General features: G+C 61.5%; 14 protein-coding genes and 2 tRNA genes. 15 read left to right on the forward strand and 1 reads right to left on the reverse strand.

Going from position 1 to position 21079, the window contains the following annotated elements; all coding sequences use genetic code 11:
* Nucleotides 1–15: 15 nt before the first annotated feature.
* The 12 genes from G3480_RS06850 (at nt 16) to G3480_RS06905 (ending at nt 15338) form a co-directional block, all read left to right on the forward strand.
* A complete protein-coding gene (locus tag G3480_RS06850) occupies nt 16–1605 on the forward strand; it encodes a long-chain-fatty-acid--CoA ligase (RefSeq protein ID WP_164653028.1) in 1590 nt (529 codons plus the stop codon).
* 127 nt (nt 1606–1732) lie between these two features.
* Nucleotides 1733–3043 carry a trigger factor gene (tig, locus tag G3480_RS06855; RefSeq protein ID WP_164653029.1) on the forward strand — a complete coding sequence of 437 codons (1311 nt, stop codon included), beginning with the start codon at nt 1733–1735 and terminating at the stop codon, nt 3041–3043.
* A gap of 218 nt (nt 3044–3261) precedes the next feature.
* Nucleotides 3262–3906: an ATP-dependent Clp endopeptidase proteolytic subunit ClpP gene (clpP, locus tag G3480_RS06860; RefSeq protein ID WP_164653031.1), complete on the forward strand. Its 645-nt coding sequence runs from the start codon at nt 3262–3264 to the stop codon at nt 3904–3906.
* 191 nt (nt 3907–4097) lie between these two features.
* Nucleotides 4098–5372 carry an ATP-dependent Clp protease ATP-binding subunit ClpX gene (clpX, locus tag G3480_RS06865; protein ID WP_164653033.1) on the forward strand — a complete coding sequence of 425 codons (1275 nt, stop codon included), beginning with the start codon at nt 4098–4100 and terminating at the stop codon, nt 5370–5372.
* Between the two features lie 202 nt (nt 5373–5574).
* Nucleotides 5575–8034 (forward strand): endopeptidase La, encoded by a 2460-nt coding sequence (gene lon / locus G3480_RS06870; protein WP_164653035.1) that lies wholly within the window; start codon nt 5575–5577, stop codon nt 8032–8034.
* A gap of 324 nt (nt 8035–8358) precedes the next feature.
* The gene (locus G3480_RS06875) at nt 8359–8631 is read left to right on the forward strand and encodes an HU family DNA-binding protein (RefSeq protein WP_164653037.1); all 273 of its coding nucleotides are present in this window, start codon (nt 8359–8361) and stop codon (nt 8629–8631) included.
* Nucleotides 8632–8647: 16 nt separating this feature from the next.
* Nucleotides 8648–8723 (forward strand) — tRNA-Val (locus tag G3480_RS06880).
* A 6-nt stretch (nt 8724–8729) separates the two neighbouring features.
* Nucleotides 8730–8806, forward strand: a tRNA-Asp gene (locus G3480_RS06885).
* Between the two features lie 80 nt (nt 8807–8886).
* A complete protein-coding gene (locus G3480_RS06890; protein WP_164653039.1) occupies nt 8887–10812 on the forward strand; it encodes a SurA N-terminal domain-containing protein in 1926 nt (641 codons plus the stop codon).
* Between the two features lie 849 nt (nt 10813–11661).
* The gene (locus tag G3480_RS06895) at nt 11662–12552 is read left to right on the forward strand and encodes an electron transfer flavoprotein subunit beta/FixA family protein (protein ID WP_164653041.1); all 891 of its coding nucleotides are present in this window, start codon (nt 11662–11664) and stop codon (nt 12550–12552) included.
* A 37-nt stretch (nt 12553–12589) separates the two neighbouring features.
* On the forward strand, nt 12590–13609 hold the full coding sequence (locus G3480_RS06900; RefSeq protein WP_164653042.1) for an electron transfer flavoprotein subunit alpha/FixB family protein: 1020 nt from the start codon (nt 12590–12592) through the stop codon (nt 13607–13609).
* 7 nt (nt 13610–13616) lie between these two features.
* A complete protein-coding gene (locus tag G3480_RS06905) occupies nt 13617–15338 on the forward strand; it encodes an acyl-CoA dehydrogenase family protein (protein WP_164653044.1) in 1722 nt (573 codons plus the stop codon).
* A 166-nt stretch (nt 15339–15504) separates the two neighbouring features.
* On the opposite strand, the gene G3480_RS06910 is transcribed toward G3480_RS06905, so the two are convergent.
* Nucleotides 15505–16281, reverse strand: a complete 777-nt coding sequence (locus tag G3480_RS06910; RefSeq protein WP_164653046.1) for an enoyl-ACP reductase FabI — start codon at nt 16279–16281, stop codon at nt 15505–15507.
* Nucleotides 16282–16384: 103 nt separating this feature from the next.
* Here G3480_RS06910 and G3480_RS06915 point away from each other — a divergent pair, with 103 nt between their 5' ends.
* Genes G3480_RS06915 through G3480_RS06925 form a run of 3 tightly spaced genes read left to right on the forward strand, consistent with a single transcriptional unit; the run spans nt 16385 to nt 21016 of the window.
* On the forward strand, nt 16385–18607 hold the full coding sequence (locus tag G3480_RS06915; RefSeq protein ID WP_164653048.1) for an ABC transporter substrate-binding protein: 2223 nt from the start codon (nt 16385–16387) through the stop codon (nt 18605–18607).
* Nucleotides 18604–19581: an ABC transporter permease gene (locus G3480_RS06920; protein WP_164653049.1), complete on the forward strand. Its 978-nt coding sequence runs from the start codon at nt 18604–18606 to the stop codon at nt 19579–19581. The genes G3480_RS06915 and G3480_RS06920 overlap by 4 nt, the downstream gene beginning before the upstream one ends.
* 13 nt (nt 19582–19594) lie before the next feature.
* Nucleotides 19595–21016, forward strand: a complete 1422-nt coding sequence (locus G3480_RS06925; RefSeq protein WP_164653050.1) for an ABC transporter permease — start codon at nt 19595–19597, stop codon at nt 21014–21016.
* The last annotated feature ends 63 nt before the right edge of the window (nt 21017–21079 follow it).

The raw sequence follows: 21079 nt of genomic DNA on the forward strand, positions 1-21079 counted from the left end.
TCTCAGCGGCCTAGCATGGGTGTTTCGCAGCCCTGCCCAAGCATCCCCGGGCGCTTTCGAGAGACGGCGTTGCGTCGCGGGGATGCGGTTTGCGTCTACAGCGACGCGGGTCACTGGTCGTTTCGCGCGCTTGATCGCGCTTCGGATGGCCTGGCCGCAGCCTTGGTCGATCAGGGTCTTGCCCCGGGAGACAGGCTCGGGCTGTTGTGTCCGAACGGCGCGGATTTCATCCTTGCCTATCTGGGTATCCTCAAGGCCGGGGCCACGGTGGTCCCGCTGAATCTGCTGCTCAATCCCAAGGAAGTCGCCTTTATCCTCGGCGATAGCGATGCCAAGGGGCTCATTTATCATCAAGCCTTTTCCGCCATGGCGGCAGCGGCCTTGGAGGCCCAGCCCGGTGTTGCCTTGCGCGTCTGTGTCGGCGACGCCCCGGGCACCGAGGTACTCGGCTTTGGCGAGCTAGCGGCGCATCCGGGTCCGGCACCCGAACTGGATCTGGACGCGGCCCAGGCCGTAGCCGCGGTGCTCTATACCTCGGGGACGACGGGGCGCCCCAAGGGTGCGATGCTCACCCATGCCAATCTGCTCGCCAATGCCTCGAGCGTCGCGCGCGCCCTGGATTTTCGCGACGACGACCGTGTCCTGGTCGTGCTCCCGATGTTCCACGCCTTCGCGGCCACGGTCGGCATGCTGACGCCGCTGCTGCATGGCTTCGGCTTGGTACCGGTCGAGCGGTTCGAGCCCAAGCTGGTCAGCCAGACAATCGCCGCTCAAGGTGCGACCGTCTTTCTCGGCGTGCCCAGCATGTTCGCGGTCCTCTTGCGCCTGGACGCTGCCCTGGTATCGGCGTGGCGCACGCTGCGCTGCTGCGTCAGCGGAGGCGCCGCCATGCCAGAGGCTGTCATGGCGGCGTTCGAGGAGCGCTTCGGCGTGCCGGTGCTCGAAGGTGACGGTCCGACGGAGTGTGGTCCGGTGACCTGCGTCAACCCGCTTAGCGGGCCGCGCAAGCCGGGCTCCGTGGGCCTGCCCGTCCCGGATGTCGAGATGACCATCCGGGACGCGGCGGGAGCACTGCTCGGCGTCGGTGAGACTGGAGAGGTTTGCGTCCGCGGCCCGAGCATCATGAAGGGCTACCTCAATCTCCCGGAGGCGACAGCGGCGAGCTTTTTCGAAGACTGGTTTCGCACCGGCGACTTGGGCTGTCAGGACGCTGAAGGCTACTTCTATCTCGTCGACCGCCTCAAGGACCTCATTATCACCAACGGCATGAACGTCTATCCCCGGGTTCTCGAAGAGGTCCTCTACCGCCATCCCGATGTCGCCGAGGCTGCGGTCGTCGGTGACCCCGACGCACGTCACGGTGAGGTTCCGGTCGCCTACGTGACCTTGCATCCCGGTAGTACCGCGACCCCTGCGACGCTGAGGGCCTACTGCCGCGAGCATCTCGGGAAGCATGAGATTCCGCGGCGCGTGCTCATTCGCGAGACACTTCCCAAGAGTTCCACGGGCAAGATCCTGAAGCGCGAGCTGCGTCGCTCTGGCGAGCTGGAGCGAGGTGTGCCCCTTCCTTCCGCGATCCTCTCCTCGCCGCCGCCACGCCAATGACGCTTGGAGCCCTCTTGGGCAACAGGCTATACTGAACGGCTTTTGGAGGCGCGGGTGGTTGTTCGCGCCGGTTCCCCTATTCACTGTGCGGGCCGCACCATCAGGCAGCGCCTGCTGGAGAGAATCAATGCAAGTGTCGGTTGAAGCGGGCGAGGGGCTCGAGCGTCGGATGAAGGTCCATCTGCCGTTCGAGCAGATCTCCGGCGAAGTTGATAAGCGACTGCAGAAGTACGCGCGCAGCGCGCGGCTCCCAGGGTTTCGTCCGGGCAAGGTGCCCATGAAGGTCCTGCGTCAGCGTTACGGCGAGCAACTGCACCAGGAGGTGCTCGCGGACATGGTGGAGTCGAGCTTCATGGAGGCCCTCAATCAGGAGTCTCTCAAGCCCGCCGGCACCCCGCAAATCGAGCCCGACTTCGACCTCGAGGATCAGCGTATCGGATTCACCGCGACCTTTGAGGTGATGCCGGAGTTCGAGCTGGCGTCCCTTGCAGGCCAGGTCGTAAAGCGCCCCGTGGCAGAAGTGACGGAGGCCGACCTGGACGCCATGATCCAGCGCCTGCGCGAGCAGCGTAAGACTTGGGGTGCGGTCGAGCGAGCCGCCGAAACCGGGGATCAGATGACGATCTCCTACAGAGGTACGGTCGATGACGAGGCCTTTGAGGGCGGATCTTCCTCAGGCGTGAAGATCGAGTTGGGCGCGGGCCGGATGATTCCCGGCTTCGAGGACGGATTGGCCGGCGCCGCTCCCGGTGAGAGCCGCACCCTGGATTTGACCTTTCCCGACCCCTATCAGGCAAAGCACCTGGCCGGCAAGGCAGTGCGCTTCGAGGTGACGGTTGATGCTGTCGCCGAGCCCGTGCTTCCGGAGGTGGATGATGACTTCCTCAAGGAGTTCGGCGTTGATGATGGTGACGTCGGGCGCTTCAGGTCAGACGTGCGGGCGAACATGGAGCGTGAATTGAAAGATCGCATCAAAGCCCGCACTAAAGAGCGCGTGATGGACGTTTTGTTGGCCTCGAACGAGATCGCTGTTCCTTCCGCCCTGGTGCAGAAAGAGGCGAGTGCAATGGGTGAGCAAATGCGCCAGGCGATGCGTGGGGCACAAGTGCAGCTGCCGCCTGAATTCTTTACGGATGCCGCCCGTCGGCGTGTGGCCCTGGGGTTGATCTTGGGCAAGATGGTGAGCGAGAACGAGATCACGGTCGATAAGGATCGCGTGCGTCAAGCGGTCGAGGAGATGGCGTCGACCTACGAGCAGCCGCAGGAGGTCATCGATTACTACTATGGTGATCCCTCGCACCTGAGCCAGGTCGAGACCTCCGTCCTCGAGGAACAAGTCGTCGAGTTGGTCCTGAATCAGGTCGAGACAGCAGATGAACAGCTCTCCTTCGACGAACTCACGCGTTCCGAGTCCGCCAGCGAGCAGGCTTCAGCATAGGCGATTTCTGTCAAAGCTCATACTCGCCGACTTGCATCGAGGCCCGCCTTGCCTGTCGCACCGGCGGTCACAGGGTCCGGCCATGCACTTGCCGGTGCTCCTGAAGGCAAGCCTCGATCCGGTGTCATCTGGTATGAGATTTTCCGACAATCGCCTTAGTCGCGGGCGGTTAGCGCACTACCTTAATCCACATCTTTTTTTGGGAAGTTGGATCATCCATGACCTCATCTTCGAGTCCTAATGAATGGCAGCCGCAAGGCTTGGGGCTGGTGCCCATCGTCGTCGAGCAGACGGCCCGCGGGGAGCGCTCCTTCGATATCTACTCCCGTTTGCTCAAAGAGCGGGTGATTTTCATTGTCGGGCCGATCGAAGATCACATGGCCAACCTGGTCGTGGCGCAGCTTCTCTTTCTGGAATCGGAGAATCCAGACAAGGATGTTCATCTCTACATCAACTCTCCGGGTGGATCGGTGACGGCTGGGCTCGCAATCTATGACACCATGCAGTTCATTCGTCCCGACGTAAGCACCATGTGTATCGGCCAGGCTGCAAGCATGGGGGCGCTCCTGCTCGCTGGCGGCGCCGCGGATAAGCGTCACTGCCTACCGCATTCGCGTATGATGATCCATCAGCCGCTTGGCGGCTTTCAGGGGCAGGCGACGGATATCGACATTCACGCGCGCGAGATCCTCTATATCCGCGATCGCCTGAATCACATTCTTTCGTCGCACACCGGTCAGCCCATTGAGAAGATCGCGGAAGATACCGACCGCGACCGCTTCATGAGCGGTGAGGATGCTCAGGCCTACGGGCTGATCGATAAGGTCATCAGCGAGCGCGGCCCGGCACCGGGCAAAGACTGAACTGCCCGATTCGGATCCCGTGGAGGCCATCTCCACGGAATCGCCGTCTTGGGTGCATCAAAAGTGTGACGCCTGACAAAGCTTGCGTTTAACCGTCTTGCCATATATTCCCAAATGGTTATGATTGAAATGGCCTCACTCGGGAACGCTGGAGTTGCGTGCCCTATCGACCCCCCGGAGACCTACCCCCGATGAGTGGAAACAATCACGGCAAGAGCGACGAAGGCAAGCTGCTGTACTGCTCGTTCTGCGGTAAGAGCCAGCATGAGGTGCGTAAGCTCATCGCCGGCCCATCCGTATTTATCTGCGATGAGTGTGTCGAACTCTGCAACGACATCATCCGCGAGGAGATGCAGGAAAGCGTCGGGGAAACGACCAATCATCTACCCAAGCCGCGCGAGATCAACGCGCGCCTGGACGAGTTCGTCATTGGCCAGGAGAAGGCGAAGAAGGTGCTCTCCGTCGCGGTCTACAACCACTACAAGCGGTTGGAGGTGGCAGAGGCGAAGGAAGACATCGAGATCGCCAAGAGTAATATCCTGCTGATCGGCCCCACCGGCTCCGGCAAGACGCTCTTGGCCGAGACCTTGGCGCGCTTGCTGAATGTCCCCTTCACCATCGCCGACGCGACGACCCTAACCGAGGCCGGCTACGTTGGCGAGGATGTTGAGAACATCATCCAAAAGCTTCTCCAGAAGTGCGACTACGATGTCGAGAAGGCGCAGACAGGTATCGTCTATATCGACGAGATCGACAAGATCTCGCGCAAATCCGACAACCCATCGATCACGCGCGATGTGTCCGGCGAGGGTGTTCAGCAGGCGCTTCTCAAGCTGATCGAAGGAACAGTTGCCTCCGTGCCGCCGCAAGGTGGCCGCAAGCACCCCCAGCAAGAGTTTCTCCAAGTCGACACCTCCAACATCCTCTTCATTGTTGGCGGTGCCTTCGCTGGCCTGGACAAGGTCATCCAAAATCGCTCCCGCAAGACCGGAATCGGCTTCTCCGCCGAGGTCCATAGTCAGAGCGATGGGCGGCAAGTCAGCGAGCTGCTCAGCTCGGTCGAGCCGGAGGACTTGATTCGCTACGGCTTGATCCCGGAGTTCGTCGGCCGGCTTCCCGTGATGGCGACCCTGGAGGAACTCGACGAGGCCGCCTTGATGCTCATCCTCACCGAGCCAAAGCACGCCTTGGTCAAGCAGTACGGTCGCCTCTTCGAGATGGAAGGTGTCCAGCTTGAGATTCGCGACGATGCCTTGCGCGAGATCTCCGTTAAGGCCATGGAGCGCAAGACGGGCGCCCGCGGTCTGCGGACCATCATGGAGCAGGTGCTGCTCGACACCATGTACGATCTCCCGTCGATGGATCATGTGAGCAAGGTGGTGATCGATGCCTCGGTGATCGCTGGCGAGAACAAACCTTTCCTAATCTATGATGGGGTCGAGAAGCAGGCCGCGTCGGCCGATTGACCCGCCCGCTATCGGGCTGCGAGCTTTGCGGGGCTCCCGTTCGCAACCAACGGGAGCCCCGATATTGAAGACCATCGCGCGAGCCCCGACCCTTTCATCAATCACCTTTTCGCTGGCCCTGTCTGGCCGAGCGGCCCAGGAAACCTAGGGTCGGTCGGAATCGCCGGACGCAAGGCCGCGCTCACCAACGAGAACGGGTTCCATGGCGCTACAGAACACAGCTACCGGCTCCGACGAATCGACGCCACAGGAAGTGCCAGTCCTTCCGTTGCGCGATGTCGTTGTCTATCCGCATATGGTCATCCCGCTATTCGTGGGGCGTGACAAGTCGATTCGTGCCCTCGACGGGGCCATGGCGAGCGACAAGCAAATCCTCCTGATCGCTCAGAAGAGTGCCGATGTCGACGATCCCGAGGTCAAGGATCTGCACGAGATTGGCACCCTGGCCAACATCCTCCAGCTCCTCAAGCTGCCCGACGGCACTGTGAAGGTTCTGGTCGAAGGTAATCAACGGGCCCATATCGAGCGCTTTTTGACGACCGAAGAGTCCTTCACGGCGATTATCCAACCGATGAATGAGACGCTCGAGGTCGAGGAGCGTGAGCAAGAAGTGCTGATGCGCTCGGCGATGGCGCTGTTCGACCAGTACGTCAAGCTGAACAAGAAGGTGCCGCCGGAGGTCCTGACCTCGCTTGCGAGTATCGACGACGCGGGGCGCCTGGCCGACACCATGGCCGCGCACATGTCCTTGAAGCTCGACGAGAAGCAGCGCGTGCTCGAGATTGTGGATGTGCAGGTCAGGCTTGAGCACCTGATGGGACTCATGGAGTCCGAGAACGACATCCTGCAGATGGAAAAGCGCATCCGCGGACGCGTTAAGCGTCAGATGGAGAAGAATCAGCGCGAGTACTATCTGAACGAACAGATGAAGGCGATCCAGAAGGAACTCGGAGAGCTTGAGGATGCGCCGAATGAAATCGAAGATCTTGCCAAGCGCATTGAAGACGCGGGTATGCCGCTCGAGGCGAAGAGCAAGGCCCAGGCGGAACTCAATAAGCTGAAGTTGATGTCGCCCATGTCTGCTGAGGCGACGGTGGTCCGCAACTACATCGACACGCTAGTGAGCGTGCCGTGGAAGAAGCGGACCCGGATTCGCAATGACATCAAGGTCGCGGAGTCCGTCCTGGATAAGGATCACCACGGCCTGGAGCGGGTGAAGGAACGCATTCTGGAGTATCTGGCAGTCCAGCAGCGCGTGCGCAAACTCAAGGGTCCGATCCTCTGCTTGGTCGGGCCGCCCGGAGTGGGTAAGACCTCCCTGGGTCAATCCATCGCACGGGCAACCAACCGCAAGTTTGTGCGCATGTCGCTCGGTGGTGTGCGTGACGAGGCCGAGATCCGCGGGCATCGCAGGACCTACATCGGCGCGCTGCCCGGGAAGATCATTCAGAATCTCTCCAAGGCAGGGGCGCGCAACGCCTTCTTCCTGCTCGACGAGATCGATAAGATGGCGATGGACTTCCGTGGCGATCCCGCCTCGGCCCTGCTCGAGGTCTTGGATCCGGAGCAGAACCATACCTTCGTCGATCACTACCTGGAGGTGGATTTCGATCTCTCCGAGGTGATGTTCGTCGGTACCGCCAATACGCTCAACATTCCGCCAGCGCTCCTCGATCGCATGGAAGTGATCCGGCTCTCCGGCTACACGGAAGACGAGAAGGTCGCTATCGCCGAGCGTTACCTAGCGCCCAAGCAGAAGAAGAACAACGGTCTCAAATCGGGCGAACTCAACATTCGCGAGAGCGCGCTGCGCGACATCATTCGGCACTACACACGTGAGGCAGGTGTGCGAAATCTCGAGCGTGAGATCTCCAAGATCTGCCGCAAGGTGGTGAAAGAGGTTCTCCTCAAGAAGCGCGACACCACGACGACCGTGACCTCGAAATCGCTCGAGAAGTATCTCGGGGTCCAGCGTTATCGATACGGTCGCGCGGATGAATTCGACCAGATCGGCCAAGTGACTGGGCTTGCCTGGACCGAGGTCGGCGGTGAACTACTGAGAATCGAGTCTGCGCTGGTTCCCGGCAAAGGCAAGTTCACCTTTACCGGGCAGCTTGGTGATGTGATGCAGGAGTCGATCCAAGCGGCGATGACGGTGGTTCGCGCCCGCGCCGAGGCCTTGGGCCTTCCGGCGGACTTCCATAACCAGTTTGACATCCACATCCACGTGCCCGAGGGCGCTACGCCCAAGGATGGCCCGAGCGCGGGCGTTGCTATGTGTACCGCGCTGGTCTCGGCGCTGACGAAGATTCCAGTGCGCTCGACCGTGGCGATGACCGGCGAGATCACACTGCGCGGCGAGGTGCTGCCGATCGGTGGCCTGAAGGAGAAACTGCTGGCGGCACATCGCGGCGGCATCGAGAGCGTCATCATTCCGCTCGAGAATGAGCGGGATCTGGTCGAGATCCCCAAGAATATCAAGCAGAATCTCAGTATCCATCCGGTGCGTTGGATTGATGAGGTGCTTGAGATCGCGCTGACGGAGCGTCCGGAGGCGGTGCCGACCAAGGTCGATGGCGAAGATCCGGTGAGTGTTGAGGACGATGCCCACGACAAGGCGTCGGAATCGAGCCGCGATCAGGCCGCAAGGCTGCATCATTGAAATCCACCGCTCGGCGGCGCCGCGCCAGATTTGGCCGTCGAGTGTACGGGGTAAGGCGGGACTGCGGTTATAATCATCGCCTCGGCACAGGTCGGAACATCGCCCTGTGCTCGGCTACAAGCCGCAACCGTCGTAGGGGGCGCGAGTCATGGTTGCTCCTGACGGTGTCTCCGTCATAGCATGCATGTCCGAACGTCGAGTCTCGGAATCGCGGTGGCTTCGCGACAAGCGCCCGGTGCGGTGCGACAATCGGAAACCGCGTGATACCGCGACATGATCGCTTACAACGAAAGCTCGTAAAGAAGGGTTCTACAGGGGAATTAGATGAATAAGTCGGAGATCATCGACAAAATGGCGGACGCCGCCGATATCTCGAAGTCCGCGGCGTCGCGTGCTCTGGATGCCTTCACTGACTCTATTGCAATCGCGCTCAAAGAAGGCGATACTGTGTCGCTCATCGGGTTCGGTACCTTTTCTGTGAAGGAGCGAGCCGCTCGAACTGGTCGCAATCCGCAGACGGGTGCGACGATCGAGATCAAGGCGTCAAAAACGCCTTCATTTAAGGCTGGAAAAGCCTTGAAGGACGCGGTACAATAATTGCTTCTTGCCGGAAGGGTGCTTAGCTCAGCTGGGAGAGCATCGCCCTTACAAGGCGAGGGTCGCAGGTTCGATCCCTGCAGCACCCACCAAAATTTGGAGCGGTAGTTCAGTTGGTTAGAATACCGGCCTGTCACGCCGGGGGTCGCGGGTTCGAGCCCCGTCCGCTCCGCCATCTTTAAGAAGACGGGGTATCCATCGGATACCCCGTTCTTTTTTGTCTATTCGTCTCACTCTTCAAACAATCGAATTGCCATGCTTCAGACTATCCGTGACCGTGCTCAAGGTTGGATTGCTTGGGTAATCGTGATTCTGATCAGTATCCCCTTCGCTTTGTGGGGGATTCAGTCCTACTTAGGCGTTGGTGGCGAGCCTATCGCGGCAACCGTTAACGGTGTCGAGCTACCCGCCCGCGAGCTGGATCGGCGTGTGCAGCAGGCACGGACGGAGCTGCGGCAGCGCCTGGGTGCCGCCTACGACCCGGCCGAGATCGACGACAAGGCGCTGCGGGACGAGGTGCTCGAGGACATGATCCGCGAGACACTTTTGCTGGATGAAGTCAGGCGGCTGGGACTGCGGGTCTCGAACCAGGACGTGCAGATCCAGATCCTCTTGGATCCCGCGTTTCAGAAGGACGGACGCTTCGACAAAGAGACCTACGAGCGACTGCTGCAGTATCAGGGTATGAGTCCCGCGATGTACGAGGCGCAGCTACGGCAGCGACTGGCAGCGGGCCAGCTTGCGCGTGCCATTTCCGCGAGCGCCTTGGCGACCAGCGATGAGTTGGAGCAGTATCAACGCTTGATTGGCCAGCAGCGGGAGCTGAGCTATTCGACGCTGGCGCTCTCCGACTACCAGACGGATGCTTCCGTCGACGACGCCGAGATAACGGCCTTCTACGAGGCCAACTCTGACTCCTTCCGCTCGCCAGAGCAGGTCAAGCTGGACTATCTGCTCCTCGATTCCACGGACCTAGCCGCGGCAACCGAGGTGACGGAGGAAGACCTGAGAAATGTCTATGCTGCCGAGCAGGCGCGTTTCGCCCAGCCGGAGCGTCGCGAGGTTCGGCATATCCTGCTCAAAGTGCCTGAAGATGCCGAGCAGAGCGACGTCGACGCCGTCGCGGAGAAGATCAAGGGCATTCGCGAGCGGATTCTCGCGGGTGAGTCCTTCGATGCGCTCGCGAAGGAGGTGTCGGAAGATCCGGGAAGCGCGTCCAAGGGTGGCTCCCTGGGCATGATCGAGTCAGGCATCATGGTGCCCGCCTTCGACCAGGTGGCCTTTGCCGCGGAGCCGGGCAAGCTGTCCGAGCCAGTGCGAACGCAATTCGGCTATCACCTCATTGAGGTGACGAAGGTCGTGCCGGCACAGATCAAACCCTTCGAGGAGGTCGAGGATGAGCTGCGCGCCGGGGCCGCCAAGCAGGGCGCCGACCGTCTCTACTACGATCTGGGCGAGCGTCTGGCCAACATCAGCTACGAGAGTTCCGACAGTCTCGAGCCGGCCGCAGAGGAGCTGGGTCTGAGCATTCAGCATAGCGATTGGATCGGTCGCGATGGCGGCGGCGATGGCATCTTGGCGCAGCCCAAGGTCATTGCGGCGGCGTTCAGTGACGATGTGCTCGGACAGGGTCTCAACAGCGACTTGATCGAGCCCGAGCGGGATCGCCTGCAGGCCATCGTGCTGCGTGTCGCCGAGCACCGCGAGGCATCGGTCAAGCCTTTGGCCGAGGTGCGTGACGAGATCGTTGCGCAGATCAAGCAGCAGAGGGCGAAGGAGGCCGCCAAGACGGCTGCTGAGTCGCTTGCCGAGCAGCTGCGTCAGTCCAAGGAATGGGCCACGGTCGATCCGGAGCTTGAGATCACCTCTCCGGGACTCGTCGGCCGCAATGCCCCCGAGGTGCCTAGGGGAGTGCTCGACGTCGCCTTCAAGCTCGCCGCCCCCAGTGATGGGTCCATCAGTGTCGGCACCGCCACGCTGGATAACGGCGATGCAGCCGTCGTCCGGCTCAGCCGAGTCCAGGATGGTGAGGTTAAGCCAAGCGAAGACGGGCGGCCTGCGACCGAGGTCTACATCCTCACCCAGCTCATGGGGCGGCAGCTGTCCGACGACATGCTGCAAGACATGGAAAGCCGGGCCGACATCGAGCGGATGAACATGGGGGGCGAGGACGGGCTCTAACGGCGCTTTGGGCCATTGGCCGCTTGCATGACGATAACCCGAAAACGGCGCCCTGATGGGCGCCGTTTTCGTATCTGCGGCCTTGCCTTCGAGCTGTGCCATGCCCCCGGGGTTTGTGCGAAGCCCCATTGCGACTTCGTGATAGAAGCTCACAGTAGGGAGGCCCTTGGCGCATGATCGGTCATACCAGGTGGCGGCCATCTGTCGAAGCGCGACCATCTACTAGCGAGGCTTCGCCTAAGACCGACGAGTCATGCCATCGGGATCGCTATCGGAATCGGGATCGCTATCGTCGGTTCGATCCCGATCCCGATCCCGATCCCGATCCCGATCCCGATCCCGACGGCCTTGGATTGTTGGACGCTTCATCGAAATTTGACGCATCTGCAAGCATTTTGCGCCCTCAAGGATTCTAGGGCAGTGCTGAGTCTTGACGGCTTCGCCCCGGGTCTTATCACCCTCGGCAGGCGGACTCGCTTCCGCTCCCCAAAGCCCTTGCCGAGGTTTGATCACCTCGTTAGCATCCGTTCAACCTGTCCAGGGTGGTTGAATTTGCGATCCTCATCCTTCAATCTGGCCGGGCTTTCGACATCGAGCTGGGGTAGAAGACAAGCATAAGAACCTAGATCGCCTGCTCCAGATCGCGATCGGCGTCGCGACTCGGCATGCCCCGTCCTCCCCTGAGGCTTCCAACTCTGGGACTCGGACCATGGCCTGTCGATGCTGGGTCGTCTCGACGTTGACCGACTTTCCGGGTCATGCTGCCACTGCGGCCTTGCGCGTATGGGCTTTTGGGCCGCCCCGTGGTCGCGTCCCTTCGCTTCACAGACGAACATCACAAGGCAGAGCATGAGCTACCATTCCATCGTAATGGTCAAACAGGTCCCGGATACGGCCAACATCTCCGGTCAGGTGATGAAGCCGGACGGCACCGTCAATCGCAGTAAGCTCCCCACGGTCTTCAATCCTGAGGACAAGGTTGCGCTCGAGTTGGCCCTGCAGCTCCGGGACCGTTACGGCGGTACCGTGCGCGTCGTCACCATGGGTCCACTGAAGGCGTCGGACCTGCTGCGCGACTGTCTCTACATGGGCGCGGACGAGGCCGTTCTGGTCAGCGACCGCAAGTTCGCCGGCGCAGATACGCTTGCGACCTCCTATGTCCTCGCGGAGACGCTGCGCAAGCTGGCCCCCTACGACGTCATCTTCGCCGGCCGCCAAGCCATCGATGGCGACACCGCCCAAGTGGGTCCGCAAACCGCCGAAAAGCTGGGTCTCCCCCAGATCACCTACGCCGAAGAGATTCTCGAGGCCAAGGACCGCACCATCACCGTCAAGCGCAAGATCGACAACGGGTTCGAGGTGTTAGAGGGCAAGCTTCCGCTCCTGATCACCGTGGTCAAGGACGCCGCCACGCCGCGCCCCTTCCGTGCCAAGCGCGTCATGGCTTACAAGAACGCGCGGACACTCCTTGAGATCGAGAAGATGGCCGACGCGAACTCGCTGCTCTATGTGGATCAGCTCAAGGACGACTATGTCTCCAAGGGGCTCTTCATCCCGACACTGACGGCCGACGATCTCGATATTGAGGTCGCGCGCTGCGGTTTGGGCGGGTCGCCGACCAAGGTGCACAAGATCGAGTCCGTCGTCCTGGGCGGTAGCACGCATGAGACCATCCCTGCGACCAAGGACGGCATGTATGGGCTCATCGACAAGCTGATGGACGATCACATCTTCGGCTAGGCCGCGAGCTTGGGTAGGCACTAGAGCGACAACAACTATGACCGACAAGAAACAAGAAGTCTGGGTATTCATCGAGCAGCGCGAGGGCAAGCCGGCCGATGTCAGCTTCGAGCTGCTCTCCAAGGGGCGCAAGCTGGCGGAGAGCCTGAAGGGTGAACTCAAGGCGGTCGTGATCGGGCACGACCTGCAGGATCTCGCTGTCGAGACCTTCCGCTACGGGGCAACCGAGGCGCTGCTCGTCGATCACCCCGAGTTGGAGCACTACAGCACGCTGCCTTACAGCCGCATTATGAGCCAGCTGGTCGACGCGCATCAGCCGCGGATCGTGCTCTTCGGCGCGAGCTTCATCGGTCGTGATCTGGCACCCCGTGTGGCGTCCCATACGCTTAGCGGCCTCACCGCGGATTGCACGGATCTGCAGATCTCCGACGTCACCTATCTGCGCAAGGACTACCCCGAGCTGCTGCTGCAGATTCGGCCCGCCTTCGGCGGCAACATCATCGCCACCATCATCTGTCCGGACTCAGAGGTCCAGATGGCGACGGTGCGCGAGGGTGTCATGGAGAAGATTCCGCTCGCCCAGCCGATTGACGGGACGGTGACCCAGGTCTCCTATACGCCGGACGAGGTCGATCATCTGGTGCGCATCATCGAGCGCCACCACGAGGACGCCAAGGTCAATCTCAAGGCCGCGCCCATCATCGTCTCGGGTGGCTACGGCATGGGCAACTTCCAGAACTTTCAGATCCTCTACGACCTGGCGCATGTCATCGGCGGCGAGGTGGCCGGTACGCGCGCGGCGGTCGACGCTGGTTTTATCGACCATGAGCGCCAAGTCGGACAGACGGGTGTGACCGTGCGGCCCAAGCTCTATATTGCCTGTGGCATCTCTGGCGCCATCCAGCATCGCGCCGGCATGAGTGACTCCAACAAGATCATCGCCATCAACGATGATCCGGAGGCGCCCATCTTCAGCGTCTGCCACTACGGAATCGTCGGTGATGTGATGGAAGTCATTCCCATGCTCATCGACGCCTACAAGCACAAACTCAAGTAGCCGAGCCATGGCCAACTATTTCACCGACAACACCGATCTGCTCTTCCAATTCAATCGTTTGAAGCTCGAAGACGTGGTCGAGGTGGCCGAGCGCGGCTATGCCGAGGCCAAGGAGTACGACTTCGCCCCCGTCGACTATCAGGACGCAATCGACAACTATCGCAAGGTCCTCGAGATCGTCGGCGATATCACCGCGAACGTGGTGGCCCCCCAGGCGGCTGCCGTGGACGAGGAGGGGAGTCATTTCGCCGACGGCAAGGTCGAGTACGCCAAGGGCATTCAGGAGGCCTTGGAGCAGTTGACCAAGGCCGAGCTGATGGGCTTCACGCTGCCTCGACGCTACGGCGGGCTCAACATCCCGACGACCATCTACACCATGGCGATCGAGATGGTCTCGCGGGCCGAGGCATCATTGATGAACCTCTTCGGTCTGCAGGACATCGCGGAGACCATCAATAAGTTCGGTACCGAGGAGCAGCGCCAGGAGTTCCTGCCGCAGTTCGCCAGTGGCGCGGCCACGGGTGCCATGGCGCTCACCGAGCCCGATGCTGGATCCGACCTCCAGGCCGTCAACATGCTGGCCTATCAGGACGAGTCCGGGCAGTGGCGACTCAAGGGCGTTAAGCGCTTCATCACCAATGGCAATGCCCAGATCATCCTGGTGCTGGCGCGCTCGGAGCCAGGCAGCAAGGACGGTCGGGGTCTCAGCCTCTTTGCCTGCTACGGCAAGGACAACGTCGTGGTGCGGCGCATCGAGAACAAGCTCGGCATCCACGGCTCCCCCACCTGCGAGCTGCAGTTCAACGACACGCCGGCCCAGCTCATCGGCAAGCGCAAGTTCGGCCTCATCAAGTACGTCATGGACATGATGAACGGCGCGCGGCTGGGTGTCGCCGGTCAGGCGCTCGGCATCTCTCAGGCGGCCTATGAGGAGGCGCTGCGCTACGCCAAGGCGCGCGAGCAGTTCGGCAAGAGCATCTTCGAGATCCCCGTGGTGACCAATATGCTCATCGACATGCGCGTGACGCTGGAGAGCGACCGCTCCCTGCTCTACGCCGCCTGCCATTGGGTCGATCTGCGCAACAAGCTCGAGGAGCGGGTCGAGGAGCTGAAAGCCGAGAAGAAGGACTCCAGCGCGGAGAACGCCAGGCTCAAAGAGGCCACACGTGCCGCGGCCCTGCTCACCCCGATGGCGAAATACGCGCTGAGCGAGAACGCCAACAAGATCACCTACGATTCACTGCAGATCCATGGCGGCACGGGCTACATGAGGGAGTTCAACGTCGAGCGCCTGACTCGAGACGCGCGCATCACCAATATCTACGAGGGGACGTCTCAGCTCCAGATCGTCGCGGCCATTGGTGGTGTCCTCAACGACATCTTCGCGAGCGATTTCGCGGCCAGGGAGCAGAAGGAGAGCGCCGGCAGCCTCGGCCGACTCGCCGACGAACTCAAGGAGATGCGGGCGCTCTTCCTGGATGCACTCAAGTTCGTCACGGATAAGGCCGACAAGCACTCTCAGAGCGTCTCCGCCAAGGAGCTGGTCGAGATGTATTCCTACCTCTATACCGGCTGGCTGCTGATGGACGAGGCGGAAGTGGACAGTCGCAAGGTGTTCGTCGCTCGCCGCTACATCCTGAGCGCGGCCGCAAAGACGCGGCGCAACTGGGAGATTATCAAGAACGACCTCTACGCCGACCTGCTCCACGCCGAGGACATCCTGATCTGACAAGTGGGGGCGCAACGGGACCGACTCGGCTCCCGGTGTATGGCTGGGGGGGAAGTGCAGGATTAACAGGATGCCAAGCCAAGGGCTCGGGAAATCCTGTTAATCCTGTCTAGAATCCCTTCGAGCGATGCGATGCGTTTGCAGCGCAGGGATGAAGACGCGCGCTTCAGCCCAGACCGAGAATGTTGAAGCCGCTATCGACGTAGAGGATGTCGCCGGTGATGCCGCTGGCCAGGTCCGAGCAGAGGAAGGCCGCGGCATTGCCGACTTCTTCCTGAGTTACGGTCCGACGCAGGGGCGTGTGGCGCTCGACCTGCTTGAGCATGGAGCGGAAGTGGGAGATGCCCGCGGCGGCGAGGGTCTGGATGGGACCTGCCGAGATGGCGTTGACCCGAGTTCCACTGGGGCCGAGCGAGGCGGCGAGATAGCGGACATTCGCCTCCAGGCTGGCCTTCGCAAGACCCATGACGTTGTAGTAGGGTACGGCCCGCACCGAGCCCAAGAAGCTCAAGGTGAGGAGCGAGCCATTGCGGCCCTCCATCATGCGACGGCTGGCCTTGGCGAGCGCGGAGAAGCTGTAGGACGAGATCTCATGGGCCGTGGTGAAGCCCTCGCGGGTCAGCTCCTCGACATAGTCTCCGGCCAGCTCGTGCTTGGGGGCGAAGGCGATGGCGTGTACGATGACGTCCAGCCCGTCCCAATGCTGTTCCAGCTCTTGGAAGAGATGCGCGATGTCGCGGTCGCTGCCCACATCGAGTGGGAGGATGACCTTGCAGCCGATCTTGGCGCCGAGGTCCTCGACTCGGCTCTTGAGCTTTTCGTTTTGGTAGGTCAGTGCGATCTCGGCGCCCTCGCGATGCATGGCCTGGGCGCAGCCCCAAGCGATGGAGCGGTTGCTCGCGATGCCCGTGATGAGAACCTTCTTGCCTTGTAGGAAACCCATGTTCGGTTGTCTCTTCCGTTCAGTAGTGAGCGCGCCGCGCGCGCTTGATAGCCTTGGGTGAGGATAGCCTCAGGTGCGCATAGAATTCGTCGATGACACCCCAATGTGGCGCGTAACAGTACCGAAAGTTGTCATTCGACGGAAGGGTCAGCCGGGAGCATGCGGTTTGAGAGAGAAGACGCCTTGGTGGCTGCTCGCCGCGTTGGCCCTGTTGCTGAGTGGCTGCGGCGACAGCACTTGGAACGATCCCTACCCAAGCGCCGATGCCACGCGCAACACCTACTACAGCTCCTTCGCGGAGCGGCCCAAGCATCTGGATCCGGCGCGCTCCTACAGTGCGAACGAATACGCCTTTCTGGCGCAGATCTACGAGCCGCCGCTGCAATATCATTTTCTGCTGCGACCCTATCAGCTGGTACCGCTGTCCGCGGCCGAGGTCCCGGCTCCGCGCTACTTCGATGCTTCCGGCGCGGCATTGCCGGATGACGTCGCTCCCGGCGAGATCGACCGCAGCGACTATGTGATCCGAATCCAGCCTGGCATTCGTTTTCAGCCGCATCCCGCCTTTGCAAGCGATGATGAGGGTCGCTATCTCTACCACGCGATCGAGTCATCCGACCTGGCCGGAGTCAACCAGCTTGCTGACTTCGACCAAGTCGGCACGCGAGAGCTGACGGCAGAGGATTATATCTACCAGATCAAGCGGCTAGCCGCGCCTTGGCTGCACTCGCCCATCGCTGGCGTCATGAGTCAGCACATTCGCGGCTTCGGTGAGCTTGCCGAAGCCCTGGCTGGTCTGGAGACGGATGGGGAGTTGGCGCGTATCCAGGCGCTGCGAGAGGCCCGGATCCAGGGCGTCCAGGCGTTGGATCGCTACAGCTTCAAGATCACTGTCGAGAGCAAATACCCGCAGTTCGTTTACTGGCTTGCTATGCCCTTCTTCGCGCCCTTGCCGTGGGAGGCGGACGTCTTCTATGCGCAGCCCGGAATGGCCGAGCGCAACATCGTGCTCGATTGGTATCCCGTTGGGACCGGGCCATACATGCTGAGCGAGAACAACCCGAATCTGCGCATGGCCTTGGAGCGCAATCCCAATTTCCACGGCGAGCGCTATCCGAGCGAGGGTATGCCGGAGGACGCGGTGAGCGGCATTCTCGCCGATGCTGGCAAGCCGATCCCCTTCATCGATCGGGCTGTTTACAGCCTCGAGAAGGAGGATATTCCGCGCTGGAACAAGTTCCTCCAAGGCTATTACGACAGCTCAGGGATCTCTTCCGACGCCTTCGATCAAGCGGTCCAGATCGACGCTCAAGACCAGCCGATGCTAACGGCGGACATGCGCGCGCAGGGAATCGAGCTGCTGACCGCCGTCCAACCGTCCAATTTCTACATGGGGTTCAACATGCTGGATCCCGTGGTCGGTGGTGACTCGCAGCGCGCCCGGCTGTTGCGCCGCGCCATTTCGATTGCCATGGACTACGAGGAGTTCATCTCCATTTTCGCCAATGGTCGCGGTCTGGTTGCTCAAGGGCCGATCCCGCCCGGGATCTTCGGGCATCGGGACGGCGAGGCCGGCATCAACCCCTTCGTCTACGAGTGGCGCGACGGCCGCCCTGTCCGGCGCAGTCTGGAGGAGGCGCGCACGCTGATGGAGCAGGCGGGCTATCCTGGCGGCGTCGATCGCGAGAGCGGACGCGGACTCTCCATCAACTACGAGGCGGTGGCGACCGGGCCGGATGATCGGGCGCGCCTCAACTGGATCCGCAAACAGTTCGCCAAGCTGGGGATCGAGCTGGTCATTCGTTCGACGGACTACAACAGGTTCCAGGAGAAGATCCGCAACGGCACGGGGCAGGTGTTCATGTGGGGCTGGAACGCCGACTATCCGGACCCGGAGAATTTCCTCTTCCTGCTCTATGGTCCCAACGGCAAGGTGGAGCACCAGGGCGAGAACGCCTCCAACTACGCCAATCCGGAATTCGATCGTCTCTTCGACGCCATGAAGTTCATGGAGGACGGCCCTCAACGCCAGGCCATCGTCGATCGTATGGTCGAGATCGCGCGCACCGACGCGCCCTGGGTCTGGGGCTTCTTCCCAAAGGCCTTTAGTCTCCATCACCAATGGCTGCACAATGCCCACCCGAACGAGATGGCCAACAACACGCTCAAGTATCGCCGCTTGGACCCGCAGCAGCGGGCGGAGCTGAGACGTGAATGGAACGAGCCGGTTCTCTGGCCGATCTGGGCCATTGGCGGTCTGATCCTGCTGCTGGTCATTCCAGCCCTGTGGATGGTGCGCCGTCGCGAACGGAGCACGGCCCTATGAGCGCCTACATTCTGCGGCGGATCCTCTATGCCATCCCCATCCTCATCGGTGTCAATCTGATCACCTTCCTGCTCTTCTTCGTGGTCAACTCGCCGGAGGATATGGCGCGCATGCACCTCGGGCAGAAGCGGGTGACCACAGAGGCGATCCAGGCCTGGAAGGCGGAGCACGGCTACGACAGGCCCTTGCTCTACAATGACGCGGCCTCTGGCTTGGCGAGCTTGACGGACACCATCTTCTTCCAGAAATCGGTCAAGCTCTTCGCCTTTCAGTTCGGCTCCTCGGACGACGGGCGCGACATCGGGTACGACATCTCGCAGCGGATGTGGCCGAGTCTTGCGATCGCTGTCCCCGTGCTCATGGTTGGGCTCGCCTTCAACATCAGCTACGCACTCTTCATCGTCTTCTTCCGCGCGACCTATATCGACATTGGCAGCGTGGTGCTGCTGGTGGCCATGTTGTCCATCTCCAGCCTCTTCTACATCATTGGCGGCCAGTTTCTCCTCAGTAAGGCCTTTCACCTAGTGCCCATCTCAGGCTACGACCAAGGGCTGAATGCCTGGAAGTTCCTGATTCTGCCCGTCATCGTCGGCGTCATCGGTGGCATCGGCTCGGGCACGCGCTGGTACCGCTCGCTCTTTCTCGAGGAGATCGCCAAGGACTATGTGCGCACTGCGCGGGCCAAGGGCCTGAGCGAGCGCTTCGTGCTCTTCCGTCACGTCCTGCGCAACGCACTCATTCCAATCTTGACTGGTGTGGTCGTGGTGCTGCCGCTGCTCTTCATGGGTAGCCTCATCACGGAGTCCTTCTTCGGGATTCCGGGCCTGGGCAGCTATACCATCGACGCCATCAGCAACCAAGACTTCGCCATCGTGCGCTCCATGGTCTTCCTGGGCGCCGTGCTTTACATCCTGGGTCTCATCCTGACCGACATCTCCTATACGGTCGTCGATCCGAGGGTCCGTCTTCAGTGAGGATGCCGACGTCATGCCCCTGATCCCCGTCATTCTTTGGACTGACGCCCTGGTGCTCGTCCTCTTGGCGCTCGGGCTGACCTTCGCCCTCTATGCGTCCCGCCACGAGCACCTCCGCGATCCCTGGCGGCGCGTCGTGCGCTCGCGCGTCGGTGTGGCGACGCTGGTCGTTCTCATGGCCTACGCACTGGTCGGGCTCTTGGACACGGTGCATCTGCGTCTCAAGCAGGATGCTCGGCCCGGCGTCGAGGAGGCGCGTTATTCGCCCGAGGTCTTGAGTCTGTTAGACCTGGCGCTCAGTGGTCTGCGTGAGCGCCAAGAGAAGACCTACTCGGCGCCCTTCGCGACGCATCTCTTCGTCAAGGAGGCGATCGATCAGCCGGATGGCACGGTCGTGCGTGACTATCCACGGCTGAAATACGGTGGTGCCCACCTGGAGAACCCCGCACGCCAGCGGGGATGGGACATCGCCTGGCGCAGCCTGCTCGGGGCTGTGAAGGGCATCATTGCATCTGGGCTTTTCATCTTAGGGGTCTGCTGGCTCCTGGCGCGATCTTGGGGTGTCTCGCTCATCGAGGCGAGAGATCGCATCCTCGCCGGCAAGACGCAGGTGCCTTGGCGCACGGCCCTGATGACGCTGGCGGCGTTGCTGGTGCTCAGCTCCGTCGCGGCCGAGCTGGCGCTTCAGTATCACGTCCTCGGCACCGACAAGGTCGGCGAGGATGTCTTCTACCAGACCCTCAAGAGCGTCCGGACCGGGCTGCTCATCGGGACGCTGACGACCCTGGTGATGCTCCCTGCGGCCCTCTTGCTCGGTATCGCCGCCGGTTATTTTCGCGGCTGGGTCGACGACGTCATCCAATACCTCTACACCACGCTGAACTCCATTCCTGGCGTGCTGCTGATCGCCGCTGTCATCCTGATGCTCCAGGTCTACATGAGCAATCATGCGGATTCCTTCACGAGCCTGGTGGAGCGCGCCGACCTGCGCCTGCTCTTCCTCTGCCTCATCCTGGGTGTGACCAGTTGGACCGGACTCTGCCGGCTGCTGCGCGGCGAGGCGCTCAAACTGCGCGAGATCGACTATGTCCAGGCGGCACAATCGCTCGGCGTCGGGCAATTCAGCGTGATCGCGCGCCATATCCTGCCCAACGTCATGCACATCGTCCTCATCACTCTGGTGCTGGATTTCAGCGGTCTGGTGCTGGCCGAGGCCGTGCTGTCCTACGTCAACATCGGCGTCGATCCGACCATGAATAGCTGGGGCAACATGATCAATAGCGCCCGCTTGGAGTTGGCCAGAGACCCCGTGGTCTGGTGGTCGCTCGCCGCTGCCTTCCTCTTCATGTTCACCCTGGTGCTTGCCGCCAACCTCTTCGCCGACGTCGTGCGCGACGCCTTCGACCCCCGGCTGAGACAAGCGAGCGGTGCATAAGGAGCGGAGACGACCAGGCATCCGTTACGCTTCAGTCCTGGCGCCCACGGGTGCGACACTCCA

The organism is Thiorhodococcus mannitoliphagus (assembly GCF_010915725.1).
GTDB lineage: Bacteria > Pseudomonadota > Gammaproteobacteria > Chromatiales > Chromatiaceae > Thiorhodococcus > Thiorhodococcus mannitoliphagus.

Bases quoted from the DNA above. Each gene is read 5' to 3' on its own strand.
- G3480_RS06875 (WP_164653037.1), top strand. From the start codon at position 8,359: ATGAATAAGTCGGAGATCATCGACAAAATGGCGGACGCCGCCGATATC.
- G3480_RS06905 (WP_164653044.1), top strand. From the start codon at position 13,617: ATGGCCAACTATTTCACCGACAACACCGATCTGCTCTTCCAATTCAAT.
- G3480_RS06910 (WP_164653046.1), bottom strand. From the start codon at position 16,281: ATGGGTTTCCTACAAGGCAAGAAGGTTCTCATCACGGGCATCGCGAGC.
- G3480_RS06850 (WP_164653028.1), top strand. From the start codon at position 16: ATGGGTGTTTCGCAGCCCTGCCCAAGCATCCCCGGGCGCTTTCGAGAG.
- G3480_RS06920 (WP_164653049.1), top strand. From the start codon at position 18,604: ATGAGCGCCTACATTCTGCGGCGGATCCTCTATGCCATCCCCATCCTC.
- clpP (WP_164653031.1), top strand. From the start codon at position 3,262: ATGACCTCATCTTCGAGTCCTAATGAATGGCAGCCGCAAGGCTTGGGG.
- G3480_RS06895 (WP_164653041.1), top strand. From the start codon at position 11,662: ATGAGCTACCATTCCATCGTAATGGTCAAACAGGTCCCGGATACGGCC.
- G3480_RS06925 (WP_164653050.1), top strand. From the start codon at position 19,595: ATGCCCCTGATCCCCGTCATTCTTTGGACTGACGCCCTGGTGCTCGTC.
- tig (WP_164653029.1), top strand. From the start codon at position 1,733: ATGCAAGTGTCGGTTGAAGCGGGCGAGGGGCTCGAGCGTCGGATGAAG.
- G3480_RS06900 (WP_164653042.1), top strand. From the start codon at position 12,590: ATGACCGACAAGAAACAAGAAGTCTGGGTATTCATCGAGCAGCGCGAG.
- G3480_RS06915 (WP_164653048.1), top strand. From the start codon at position 16,385: ATGTGGCGCGTAACAGTACCGAAAGTTGTCATTCGACGGAAGGGTCAG.
- clpX (WP_164653033.1), top strand. From the start codon at position 4,098: ATGAGTGGAAACAATCACGGCAAGAGCGACGAAGGCAAGCTGCTGTAC.
- lon (WP_164653035.1), top strand. From the start codon at position 5,575: ATGGCGCTACAGAACACAGCTACCGGCTCCGACGAATCGACGCCACAG.
- G3480_RS06890 (WP_164653039.1), top strand. From the start codon at position 8,887: ATGCTTCAGACTATCCGTGACCGTGCTCAAGGTTGGATTGCTTGGGTA.